Here is a 10,919-nt window from a genome sequence, read left to right as displayed (position 1 = left end):
TATTAATGTATTCCTTTTCATATGAATGAATTATTTATTGCAACAGGTTTCTCTTTCAAAATAAGATGTTCAAACAAAAGACAATATAAGTATCTTTATAATGATTTTTCAATATAATCAATGTGTTTATGAAAGGAACTCTGTGTTATTTTTGCTTTTTTACTAACTAATACAGCTTCAAACAAAGGACACAATTGCTACATACTAAGTGTAATTTATTACCTATTCAAAATTCTGTCTATTCAATCTTTCTAAAAATAAAAAAAGATTAAACTTATAAATATACAAGTTATAATGAGGGCGTCGAGACACAATTTATTACCTCTAGAGAAAATATCAAACCTCGTTTTGGATTGAAAATTCTAAAGAACTTGCCAGTAATTTTTTAAAATTGGACATACTGATATGATTACTATACGGAGGATAGCGGATTAGAAGGGAAGTTTATTCAACTCAATAAAGAAAGCGTTATCAAACAAAACTTGTTTTGAATCGATCATTCTAATAACTTAGATTCAACTACAGCTAAAAATAATAAATTATGGGGGTGCTTATATGAACATGAATGTAGCATCTATTAAAGAAAAAAAGATTGTTAAATACAAAAGTTGTTTTGATGTGATTGGGCCCATAATGATAGGCCCTTCAAGTTCACATACTGCAGGTGCTTTGGCTATTGGAACAGTTGCTAATAAATTATTTCAAGGTCTTCCCAAAAAAGTTGTGGTAAAGTATTATGAATCATTTGCTGAAACCCATAAAGGTCACGGAACTGATTTTGCAATTATTGCTGGTATATTAGGCTTAGCTGCTGATGACAGCAAAGTGCCAGATGCTATTAAAATAGCAGAGTCTAAGGGAATTGACATTACCTTTATTGAACAATTGGGTAATAGTCCTGCTGGTCATCCAAATACGGCAGATGTATATGCAGAGGATGAAAGTCGAAGTATTAGAGTAATGGGTATTTCGGTCGGTGGTGGGTTGATTGAAGTCAAAAATGTTGAAATTGATGGATTTAGCTTAAATCTGCAGGGGCCATTGCCAGTTGTTATTGCGATTTCAGAAAGAGCTGACTTTGAATTTGTTTTACGCAGGATCTTTAAACAATATGATGTGGAAATTAACAACTTTCATAGTTTGGAAGATAAAACAAAATATTTATATGCATTCGCTTTGGATTCGATATTGCCAGGTAATGCTCAGAAGGAATTAGGAGATTTAAGCAATATAGCTAATCTTATTATTCTTTAGTCACATTAAGGAGTGAAAAATATGTATATGGCCATAAAAGAAATTGTGGATGCAGCTAATAAAAGCCAAAAGCAAATTTATGAATTAGCAATCGAACAGGAAATCAAACAAACTAAAACTTCTTATGAAGAAGTATGGAGTAAAATGGAACGAAATTTAGCGACTATGCAACATGCAATAAATAAAAGTATCGAGGGCGACGGTGTATTTTCTCCAACAGGTTTGACCGGAGGGGATGCTGTAAAAATTAAAAACTATCGAGAAAATAGGAAAACTCTTTCTGGAGATTTGATGGTGTTAGGGATTCAAAGTGCTATCGGTGTTAATGAAGTAAATGCTGCATTAGGAGCTATTTGTGCAACTCCAACAGCAGGTGCGAGTGGGACGATTCCGGGAGTCCTATTTAGTATTAAAGATACGTTGCAGTTAAGTCATGAAGATATGATTCATTTTCTATTCACTTCAGCGTTATTTGGAACGATAGTCGCAAACAACGCTTGTATTTCAGGAGCGTATGGAGGATGTCAAGCTGAAGTAGGAAGTGCCTCAGCGATGGCGGCTGCAGCTGCGGTAGAAGCTGCGGGTGGAACGCCACAGCAATCTTCTGAAGCTTTTTCGATTGCATTACAAAATTTACTCGGTTTAGTTTGTGATCCGGTCGCTGGTTTGGTAGAAATTCCTTGTGTAAAGAGAAACGCCATTGGAACGGCAAATGCTTTAGCAGCAGCGGACATCGCATTAGCTGGCGTAAACAATCTCATCAATGCTGACGAAGTGATTGAAGCCATGTATAGAGTTGGAAGACAGATGCCTCGCGAATTAAGAGAGACAGGTTTAGGTGGTATTGCAGCTACACCTACAGGAATTGCCATTAAAAATAAAATCTTTGGGGAGAAACAATCAAATCAATAAGTTATCGAATATATTGTGAAGTTTTTAACAATCTTTACTCTATTGTTCGCCTAAGGATGTCTGTATATTGGGGGAGTTATCAATAAAATATACTACTATATAATTAAAATATTTTATAAGTGGTAACAAACCCTTCAGGTTGATGCTTCGCTAATTTTTTGATTTTTATTAACCTAGAAGGGGGATATTCGTTGTGGGGCACTATATAAGCTATTCATTTTTCAAGAACGGTCTATATTCCTATATCTTAAAAAGAGAATTAAGAATAGGACACAAGGAGGAATTATTATATGGATGGGAATACTGCAAAAAACATAGAATTTCAAGCTGATAACACTGCAGTAAAAAATGAGAAATATTTAGACCCTAAAAAGTGGCATAAACAGGATACTACCTGGGCATTGAGCCTTTTTGGAACAGCAATTGGAGCAGGAGTACTCTTTTTACCGATTAATGCAGGTTCAGGTGGTTTATTATCATTGCTGTTAATTACCATACTTGCATATCCTGTTATGTATTATTCACATAGGGCGCTTGCTAAAATGATTTACGCTTCGAACTCTGCCGATGAGGGGATTACAGGTACAATAAGAGAGTATTTTGGAAATAAGGCAAGTATCATTTTTAATATTGTATATTTTGTCTCCATTTATACGATCGTGCTGATGTACTCGGTCGCACTTACAAATACCGCTAGTAGCTTTATCGTACATCAATTGCACATGTCGGAGCCTCCAAGGTCCATTTTATCGCTTGTCTTAGTACTCGGTCTTATCGCTATACTAAATTTTGGTCAAGATATAACTGTAAAGATCATGAGCATGCTAGTGTATCCTTTTATAGCTTCTCTACTTTTTATCGCAATATCTTTGATTCCACAGTGGAATACGTCAATGCTTAGTTTTTCAAGTGTTTCTACTGCTTCAACAGGAACAGGATATTTAGGAACGATATGGATGATACTTCCAATCATAGTATTCTCGTTTAATCATTCGCCTATGATTTCGTCATTTGTTATGAAACAGAGAGCTACGTATGGAATAGATGCTACTGATGCTAAATGTGCTCAAATACAAAAAGTTTGTTATATTATGACATTCGCAGTTGTTATGTTCTTTGTTTGGAGCAGTACCTTAAGTTTAACTCCAAATGATCTTAAGGTGGCAAAAGAACAGAACTTGTCAATCCTATCATATCTTGCTAATGAGCTTAATTCGCCAGTAATCACTATTGCAGCTCCTATCATTGCATTTGTGGCTATTACAAAGTCGTTCCTTGGTCATTATATAGGAGCGTATGAGGTAATGCGTGACATGATTATCAAGTCCAGTAAAAAACGTGGGAAAGATATAGGAGAAAAAACAGTTAAGACAATAATTCTTACTTTTGTCGTATTAACATGCTGGTATGTTGCTTATACAAATCCAAGTATTCTTGGAATCATTGATGCCCTTAGCGGTCCGCTAGTTGCTGCTATCTTATGTATACTACCCATGTATGCAATCCATAAAGTATCAGTACTTGCTAAATACAAAGGGAAATCTAGCAATGTATTTGTCATTATTATAGGTATTCTTACTGTCCTAGCAAGTATTAAGTCATTATTCTAATCCACTATTGTTAGTATCGATGCAAAAACCGTGGGATATGAAAAAAAGATTCTTATCGGAACTGAATTCTATATTGTTAAACTAAAGGAATCATGGTTTTGGACAAACTCCTCACATTCGAGAGTTTGTCTTTTTTTATCATTTTAGCCAAGAAGACCCCTTCCTCAAGGAACGCAAAATAAGTAGGTGGGAGATGAATTGGCTAAAATGATAAACTGGTGACCCCGTATGTAGAAGTAAAAAAGGGGGAAACTATTGTATAATTATCGATAATTTAGGGGGCGCCAAATGAAACATAATAAAGAAGTAACACTTGGGGATTACGTTCAATTTTCATATCGTAAAAATCATAATTTGAAATTAATGGGATTTGTGGTGAATGTTTTACAAAATACAATTGTTGTAGATATTGCGGAAAGAATGGATATCGAGGTAGATGATTTTAGGCAAGTTGTAAAGCATGGTTATTATAATAAAGTGGTTCATAAGCAAATAAAGAATAGTGTTTCATAAAAAGTGCTCCTATATATATAAATTTAGGAGCACTTTTTATGAAGAGAATTTTCGCAAATATTTTTTTGTCTGAGGTATAAAATTTTCATATAAAAATACGTTTTGAAGATATTTTCTTATTTGTTAATTAATAATTTTTTCAATCTTTATAGCTGTTATGGATTTAAAATATTATTCATAAGAATTTCACATAATTTTATTAAAAAGAAAAATACTAATACTTGTTTTAATACTTTACTTCGAGTCATTAAAACAAATTTACTAACTACGAAACAAGGAGGCATCACTGTGGACATTCGTGAAGGATTAATTCCAACAGCTTTAGGTACAGCAGTGACAGCAGCAGGTTATGCTCTTAAACAAACTCGTGGAACTAATAAAATGATTGCAAATACAGTATTTGGTTTTGGTTTAGCACACGTCGTTTTAGGTGTAATCGATCTTGTTGAACATCGTCGTTAGAACGAAAGGCAAGCATTGATATATGCTTGCCTTTTTGGGAATACATTTATTATTCATTTTTCAAAATATGTTTGTATGGCGTAATCATTATCAATGTAATTAAATAGTTACACTACAAGGAAATTAGAAAGTAAAACTGTGAGCATTGAATTTTATGAAATGAGATGGTGATGGAATGGAATTTTCTTCTGAAAGTAATACGTATCATGCTGGTGACATTGTTTATATTTTTTACCGAAATCCTCATACTCAAGACGTAGCTAACATACAAGCTGCAGCAGTTGTAAATAATCCTGAAAGACCTAATGAATTAGCACTATTTCTTTACGAAACGTATTATCCACTAACAAATGAGATGGCTATATATGCTACCGAAGATGAGGCAAACCAAGCTTACACTTACTATTATGGTGATATTTCAGAGGGGATGTTTGAATGAATAAGCCATTTATGCCTAAGCTCGTATATTTTGAACCGAAAGCATTAGATTATCCTTTGGGGAAAGAGCTGTTTGAGAAGTTTTCAAAGATGGATGTTGAAATTCGACATACTACTTCCCATAATCAAGTAAGAGATTTGCCAGGGGATAACGATTTTCAAAAGTATCGAGTAGCAAAATCCACGCTGGTTGTTGGTGTTAGAAAAACACTGAAATTTGATACTTCCAAGCCTTCAGCAGAGTATGCAATTCCTTTTGCAACGGGATGTATGGGGCATTGTCATTATTGTTATTTACAAACAACGATGGGAAGTAAGCCTTATATACGAACGTATGTAAATGTTGAAGAAATTTTAGATGCTGCTGATAAATACATGAAAGAGCGTGCACCTGAAGTAACAAGATTTGAAGCGTCGTGTACTTCAGATATTGTAGGAATCGATTATTTAACGCATACCCTTAAACGGGCCATTGAGCATTTTGGAGAATCTGAATATGGGAAATTGAGGTTTGTTACGAAATTCCACCATGTAGATCATTTACTTGATGCTAAACATAATGGAAAAACAAGATTTCGCTTTAGTGTAAATGCTGATTATGTGATTAAAAACTTTGAACCAGGAACTTCTCCCTTAGCTAAACGAATTGAGGCAGCAGGAAAAGTAGCTAGAGCTGGATATCCTCTTGGTTTCATTGTAGCTCCTATTTACCTGCATGAAGGCTGGAAGGAAGGATACTATCATATGTTTGAACGCCTAAATGCTGAATTACCTCTTGATGCACGGGATGATATTACATTTGAATTTATTCAACATCGTTTTACAAAGCCAGCTAAGAGAGTAATTGAAAAAAACTACCCGATGACAAAACTAGAATTAGATGAAGAGAAAAGGAGGTATAAATGGGGGAAATATGGAATCGGAAAATACATTTATCAAAAAGAAGAAGAAGAGGATATAAAAAACTATCTGTATTCCTATATGAAACAGTTCTTTCCTAATGCAAAACTAGAATATTTTACATAAAAGAAACGAACAAAATTCATTACATCATCAATCTAAAAAATTACTCACTCAAAAAAGTGATATTGGTCAACAATTCGCTAATAAATCATTTGAAAAATTTATATACGAAAGTCTTTTATGTAAAAATATGTTTCATTATGAACTGAAGCCCAACAGTTAAACAGAAAAATACAGTGGTTGCTCTGAGTTAGTGGAGATAGAAGAAAGAGGATTTGTAGTAGGTGCGTCTTACCATATTGTTAAGGAAAAGAAATCAAATCCAATTATGAAAGGGACGTATCAGATGGTACTTCCCAGTAAGTTAGCGCAGCAAGGTGGAAAAGGGGCAGGGAATAATTATATTAATGTGAGTGCAAAAGCAGATAGTGTATTTGAACAAATACGAATTATTGCTAAAAAAAATTAGTCGTGAATTATTTTTTCTGAAAAATTACTCTTGAATCCTAATGCTTTACAGAATACGCTAGATGTATATATTCGTGATCATGAAATGAGAAGAAACATCCGTCTATTTGTTTCTGAAAAAAAATGCAGAAGCTATCTTGAAACAAAGTGCAAAACCAGAAAATTTACCGGCACAGTATATTGATATGCTAGCTGAACATCCTCCCAAAAACGCTCAAATGGTGGAGGTGGCAAGAATTGGTGATGTGCAGGAAAAGATAATTTCAAAACGCAGTTTTGTACTACCTATCTTAAGGCCAACAAAACAAGGGATAGAAATGGATGGGGCTGCATTGTTTCGTGGGAAGGATAACAAGTGTGTTGGAATGTTAAACGGAGAACAAACACTGGGAATGAACTTTGTAATTGGTGAGAAATTAGGGGGCTATTTTACCATACGTGAAAAGAATCAGCTTATTACATATGAAATTCATAAATTACACCGAAAAATAAAGGTTTTTACTGAAAATACTACAAAACCGAAGTTTGATATTCATTTGTTTCTCGAAGGTACTTTGGCGGAGTTGCATTTTAGCGATTATAAACAAGTTATGGATGAAAAACGCTTAACGAAGGATATTTCAAAAGAGATGGAGCAAAGGATTCAAAAATCAATAAAGCTTGTTCAAAAAAATATAAGGTGGATGTATTAGCATTAGGAGAAGTATATAAGCGGAATAATTATAAAGAATGAAAGAAAATAAGTAAGAATTGGGATCAAGGTGAAAATTATTTTAGTAATGCTGACATTAATGTTTATGTTCATCCAGTAATTGAACATTCAGGCTCAGCTTTACCGAAGAGAGTGAAATAAGGTGATTTAAGTCGTTAGCGGATTACAAATACGCTAAACGATATTAATGCTGGTTCTGCATTTTCAATTAGTGCAGACTTATGTACTTTAAACGTGATTAATAAATTATATTTGGCTTATTATGATCCTTTGGTTAGCACTAGTTAGAGTTATAGTAAAAATATTAAGTAGAAACGACTTATTTTTAATAATAAGAGGAAATATGTTACTGAAAAGTAAGGAGACAAATTATTACTTTTCTAAAGGGTAATTAGGTTCGTACAATGATGCATTAAAGTGATTCATAAGGGATTCTGAATGCTAAGAGAGTGAGAATGCATTACAAAAGAAAGGTGCATAGGCGCCTTTCTTTTTTGAAGGGATTTTTTGTTACGAGTTAGTACAAAATTGGGTTCAGGGGGTACTATAAAATTTTAGCTTGATGGCGATGGGGTAGCATCCACCGTCTATCAACATCACTACACCTATATTTAATACTGCGTTACGTGCCTTTAATCAAGTGAAAAACAAGACCCATTTTGTAAAAACTGAAACCAACGTTTTCTAAACTGAACTTGAGCCATATCTGCATGAACATGGGCCTCCATTTTTAAAGCTTCTGGTATAGGTCTAGGATGTTGACTTTCTACAATAATTTGATCCTCTTTTAGTACTCTTAAACTAAATTTAGCTAAAATTTGGTCTAGTAAAGGGAAGTACTTTAAAAATGTCCTTCCGGTATATCCCATAATTAATGTCTCTTCTTCATCAATTGGTGTAAACGTAATATACTGAATAAATGACTCATTCTCCTGTTTGCCACTGTGAAGCATCCACTGATGTGGGAATTTGTATTCAAGGTAAGCATCACCATTTGAGAATATAAACTGATCCAGTGTTCCCTCCAGCTTATAATTGGTTGATTCGGCTTTTGTTTTTCTACCAATCGTTTTTTTATGTACATAAGCAAGATGAGCAATATCCAGCACAGATTCGATTGATCGAGTAAGGTGTGCATTCCAAGTGGCGTGGAAGAAAGAGAGTTTAAAAGGAGTGTTCTCCATTACATGAAAAGTTTGCCATTCAGGTGGATTTTCCTCACTATCAGGGTATATCCAAATCAACCCAATCTTTTCTTTTACAGGGTATGAGAAGGTATGAGCAAATTTCGGGATAGGTTTATTGGGTTGGGATGGAATTCTTACACAAGTACCACAACTATCGAACTCCCAACCATGGTAGGGACAGACTAGTTTACCATTTACTACTTGTCCCAGTGATAAGTCAGCGCCACGATGAGGGCAGTAAGGTGATAGAGCCTGAACTTCGCCTTTTTCATCCCGATATAATACAAAATCTTTGCCAGCAACTCTTTTTTTTACTGGAATCTTTTTTATATCTTTTACATAACTCACAGCATACCAATTACGTGGGAATACTCTATTTATATTTAGAGTCATTTATTTTCTCCTTCTTTTTATTCACCTAGTAGATATTAGTGGTGTCTACTGTATACTGTCTATTCTATGCTATAAAATATTTTAAATGTTCGTTTAAAATTAATAAATCTACAGTTTGATCAAATCATTATGAAAGCCTGTATAATCTCTCTAAATGTAACAAAAATGACTATAGTACAATAGATTTTAAAAAGGAGAAAGTCTTATTTTATTGAAAATTGAGATATTAAGCAATATTCCTATTGCTATTAAATTCACCATTAAAGAACTTCCACCAAAACTTACAAATGGAAATGGAGTACCTGTAAGAGGAAATAGTCCCGTAATACCACCTAAATTTACAACTGATTGCATACCAATCATACATCCTATACCAATTGCTATAAAACTGCCGAATGGATCTACACATAATTGTGCAATTTTTAAGGAGCGAAGTACTATAGTCAAAACTCCAACCAATAGAATAAATACACCAATAAATCCTAGTTCTTCAGAAACTATTGCCATTATAAAATCAGTGTGTGGTTCTGGAAGATAACCTGTTTTTTGTATGCTATTTCCAAATCCACGACCAGTGATTCCTCCAGAGCCCATGGCAATAAAAGAGTTTACAAGCTGGTATCCATTTCCTTGCGCATCAAGAAAGGGATTGAAAATCGTAGTAATACGTGTCTTTTGAACTTCTGATAAACTATATTGAATCAAATAATATAAAATAGGTAACCATAAAATAGAACCGATGGTAGTTCTTTTGATTAGTAGATTTATATTTATTCCTGAACAAAGAAATATGCTAAAACCTATACCTAATATTAAAAGTGCAGATCCTAAATTTGGTTGTTTAAAGATAAGAAAAAAAATTGTAGCTAAAAAAAATAAAAGTTTTCCGATACCACTCCAGTTATTTTTAGCTTGTTCTTGTCGCAATGCAAAAAAACGGGCTGTTACAAGGATTGTTCCTAACTTAAGGAATTCAGCTGGCTGTATTCCAAAGATCCATGATTGAGCATTATTTACCACTTTTCCTTTCCATAAAACCATAATTAATAAAAAAATCCCCCCAACCATAATACAGATTGAGACTATTCGTTTTTTCCATATTTCATATGGGAGTAAAGCACAAATTATTAATCCTATTGTTCCTAAAAGTAGCTTTGTTAATTGAGAATCAACAAAATGTCTACTGTTATAACCGTAATGTTGAACAGCGACAATGGAGCTTGCACTATACATCATGATAATACCTAAAGTACATGTTATGAATAGAGGAAGGAGCAATAGATAATCGAGTTTTAATATTTTTTTCATTTTAATATCCTCCTGATTTAAAACAAAACATAATATTACATTTGCTAATGAATAGAATCTTGTTCTCGTCAATTACTAAATATGACTTTTGTTTAGGAAGATTCTATCGCTTATTCCCTGTTTTTTACGCAAAAATCCCCCTAGTATGTAACTAGAGGGATTCAAAATGGCATGACTAAATAAGGCTTTTTTCCCTCTAGTAGAGCTTTGGCACTATACAACGTAAAGTAATGAAAATTCATTACTTAGCTATCTTAAGAAGAGCCTTAATCCGACAATTCCTGTTCTACCCATTGGCGTCTTTCGACATTTTTGGGCAATAGCCTGTGTTTGCATAGGAGCCTCACCTAACAGGTTAAGCAATATAAATTTTATGTGTTTGTTTCGTGTAGCAAGCATAAATATATTTTTTTTGCTTGTCAAGCAACCATATTGCTAATTTTATTTGTTTTATTGCTTTATAGTTCTTTGAGAAATGATATGAAAAAATGTCTGTAATCATTCTGTATAAGTACATATTTTTGACTTGTAGTGTATCGTTTGATTAAGTAGTTTAACCATATAAATTTGATAAACAGTAAAGAAGATTTTAATCATAAAAGAAGATTTTTTTGTGAATGTTCTTTTGATATACAGAATGACTAATTATTCATCTTTTGTTATAAAGTTGGAATTTGATTAAAAACAATAAGTTTCATA

General features: G+C 33.4%; 10 protein-coding genes, 2 pseudogenes and 1 riboswitch. Of the genes and pseudogenes, 10 read left to right on the top strand and 2 right to left on the bottom strand.

The features are described from left to right. Positions 1-555: 555 nt before the first annotated feature. From GBN78_RS25755 to GBN78_RS25715, 10 genes and pseudogenes are all read left to right on the top strand, one after another. Positions 556-1,254, top strand: coding sequence for a serine dehydratase beta chain (locus GBN78_RS25755; protein WP_001056999.1), 699 nt, complete (start codon positions 556-558; stop codon positions 1,252-1,254). Between the two features lie 21 nt (positions 1,255-1,275). Continuing rightward, a complete protein-coding gene (gene sdaAA / locus GBN78_RS25750; RefSeq protein ID WP_000281777.1) occupies positions 1,276-2,166 on the top strand; it encodes an L-serine ammonia-lyase, iron-sulfur-dependent, subunit alpha in 891 nt (296 codons plus the stop codon). A gap of 290 nt (positions 2,167-2,456) precedes the next feature. Beyond that, the gene (locus tag GBN78_RS25745; protein WP_097918580.1) at positions 2,457-3,776 is read left to right on the top strand and encodes an aromatic amino acid transport family protein; all 1,320 of its coding nucleotides are present in this window, start codon (positions 2,457-2,459) and stop codon (positions 3,774-3,776) included. A 288-nt stretch (positions 3,777-4,064) separates the two neighbouring features. Further along, positions 4,065-4,289 (top strand): DUF2187 domain-containing protein, encoded by a 225-nt coding sequence (locus GBN78_RS25740; protein WP_000682214.1) that lies wholly within the window; start codon positions 4,065-4,067, stop codon positions 4,287-4,289. Positions 4,290-4,577: 288 nt separating this feature from the next. Further along, positions 4,578-4,751: a hypothetical protein gene (locus tag GBN78_RS25735; protein WP_000354585.1), complete on the top strand. Its 174-nt coding sequence runs from the start codon at positions 4,578-4,580 to the stop codon at positions 4,749-4,751. 175 nt (positions 4,752-4,926) lie between these two features. Next, complete coding sequence (locus GBN78_RS25730) at positions 4,927-5,190, top strand: transcriptional regulator SplA (protein WP_000396090.1); 264 nt, start codon at positions 4,927-4,929, stop codon at positions 5,188-5,190. Further along, positions 5,187-6,215: a spore photoproduct lyase gene (splB, locus tag GBN78_RS25725; protein ID WP_001039638.1), complete on the top strand. Its 1,029-nt coding sequence runs from the start codon at positions 5,187-5,189 to the stop codon at positions 6,213-6,215. The genes GBN78_RS25730 and splB overlap by 4 nt, the downstream gene beginning before the upstream one ends. A gap of 190 nt (positions 6,216-6,405) precedes the next feature. Next, positions 6,406-6,804, top strand: a pseudogene (locus GBN78_RS31270) (Ger(x)C family spore germination protein). Then, positions 6,758-7,312, top strand: coding sequence for a Ger(x)C family spore germination C-terminal domain-containing protein (locus GBN78_RS31265; RefSeq protein ID WP_436627981.1), 555 nt, complete (start codon positions 6,758-6,760; stop codon positions 7,310-7,312). The pseudogene GBN78_RS31270 and the gene GBN78_RS31265 overlap by 47 nt, the downstream one beginning before the upstream one ends. Before the next feature lie 342 nt (positions 7,313-7,654). After that, a pseudogene (locus GBN78_RS25715) lies at positions 7,655-7,723 on the top strand (HXXEE domain-containing protein); the annotation flags it as partial. A 241-nt stretch (positions 7,724-7,964) separates the two neighbouring features. Here the strand turns inward: GBN78_RS25715 and GBN78_RS25710 are convergent. Continuing rightward, positions 7,965-8,912: an aromatic ring-hydroxylating oxygenase subunit alpha gene (locus GBN78_RS25710; RefSeq protein ID WP_000174200.1), complete on the bottom strand. Its 948-nt coding sequence runs from the start codon at positions 8,910-8,912 to the stop codon at positions 7,965-7,967. A 186-nt stretch (positions 8,913-9,098) separates the two neighbouring features. Continuing rightward, complete coding sequence (locus GBN78_RS25705; RefSeq protein WP_000722116.1) at positions 9,099-10,220, bottom strand: FtsW/RodA/SpoVE family cell cycle protein; 1,122 nt, start codon at positions 10,218-10,220, stop codon at positions 9,099-9,101. A 185-nt stretch (positions 10,221-10,405) separates the two neighbouring features. Further along, positions 10,406-10,582, bottom strand: a riboswitch (M-box (ykoK) riboswitch). Positions 10,583-10,919 lie beyond the last annotated feature (337 nt).

Source organism: Bacillus sp. B2-WWTP-C-10-Post-4, assembly GCF_009183805.1.
GTDB classification, from domain to species: domain Bacteria; phylum Bacillota; class Bacilli; order Bacillales; family Bacillaceae_G; genus Bacillus_A; species Bacillus_A cereus.
This window is presented reverse-complemented; position numbering and strand designations above follow the sequence as displayed.

Excerpts from the sequence above, each read along its gene's own strand:
- GBN78_RS25755 (WP_001056999.1), top strand. The coding sequence starts at position 556 with ATGAACATGAATGTAGCATCTATTAAAGAAAAAAAGATTGTTAAATAC.
- sdaAA (WP_000281777.1), top strand. The coding sequence starts at position 1,276 with ATGTATATGGCCATAAAAGAAATTGTGGATGCAGCTAATAAAAGCCAA.
- GBN78_RS25745 (WP_097918580.1), top strand. The coding sequence starts at position 2,457 with ATGGATGGGAATACTGCAAAAAACATAGAATTTCAAGCTGATAACACT.
- GBN78_RS25740 (WP_000682214.1), top strand. The coding sequence starts at position 4,065 with ATGAAACATAATAAAGAAGTAACACTTGGGGATTACGTTCAATTTTCA.
- GBN78_RS25730 (WP_000396090.1), top strand. The coding sequence starts at position 4,927 with ATGGAATTTTCTTCTGAAAGTAATACGTATCATGCTGGTGACATTGTT.
- splB (WP_001039638.1), top strand. The coding sequence starts at position 5,187 with ATGAATAAGCCATTTATGCCTAAGCTCGTATATTTTGAACCGAAAGCA.
- GBN78_RS25710 (WP_000174200.1), bottom strand. The coding sequence starts at position 8,912 with ATGACTCTAAATATAAATAGAGTATTCCCACGTAATTGGTATGCTGTG.
- GBN78_RS25705 (WP_000722116.1), bottom strand. The coding sequence starts at position 10,220 with ATGAAAAAAATATTAAAACTCGATTATCTATTGCTCCTTCCTCTATTC.